Below are 838 nucleotides of genomic sequence, written 5' to 3' on the forward strand. Positions count from 1 at the left end.
ATATGCAGATGCATCAAGTGAATAATATTTATAAATGGAATATGCCGAGAATATTGCAGAAAATATAATTCCTGTTATTAAAGTTATAATTAGGTTCTTATCGAATTTTCTGTGCTTAAGAACTAAATGTTGATTGTTAAAAATTCCGGTCATGTAAATTACGTATGTAAATTTAAATATAAAATTATGTCTGTTAATTTCATTAGACCTTAATATTTAATCCATACATTATACAGAATATATTAAACTAATCAGCTTTTTTCTTAAGAAAAGTGGTGATTTGTAGATAAAAAGTCTTGGGAATTCAAAATAATTTCCACTCCTTAGATATAATATATATGGATTTTTTTCAATCTCATATTTTTTAGAAAAGGACCAAAAATTGTAGGCAAGTTTTAAATTTATTATTCTGGTGTACATATAATTTTCAAATTCTGAACCCCTTGCCATTTTATACATATTTTCAAAAGCAGGTAAAGATTTATTAATAAAATTGATCTTTCTATTAATTAAAATATTTATGTCCCCATCCTGTAATGCACTTGTTTGTTTATCATGCATTCTATATGTGGTTAAAATTCTGCTATCTATATATAAATCTAAATTTGATAACAGTCCGGCCATGAATAAAAACCTATCTATATTGGCTACCTGATTTTTGAGCCATTCCTTTTTTGTTTCCAGCAGATTTTTACGAATTGCTATGCAAGAATTATTGGCATATGCCAGTTTTTTCTCGAGAAAATATACCATTTTTAGTTTATTATTATTTTAATATAAAGGCATCAGAATCCTTTAATACAGATAAATCCCTTGATGCCTTTATATTAAAATCAAA

Annotated in this window: 1 protein-coding gene; it reads right to left on the reverse strand. The window is 25.7% G+C overall.

Annotated elements, in window-relative coordinates; translation table 11 throughout:
- Positions 1-228: 228 nt before the first annotated feature.
- Positions 229-753 (reverse strand): hypothetical protein, encoded by a 525-nt coding sequence (locus AOG54_RS04145; RefSeq protein ID WP_055032466.1) that lies wholly within the window; start codon positions 751-753, stop codon positions 229-231.
- Between the last annotated feature and the right edge of the window lie 85 nt (positions 754-838).

The sequence above is a fragment of the Acidiplasma aeolicum genome (genome assembly GCF_001402945.1).
Classification (GTDB): domain Archaea; phylum Thermoplasmatota; class Thermoplasmata; order Thermoplasmatales; family Thermoplasmataceae; genus Acidiplasma; species Acidiplasma aeolicum.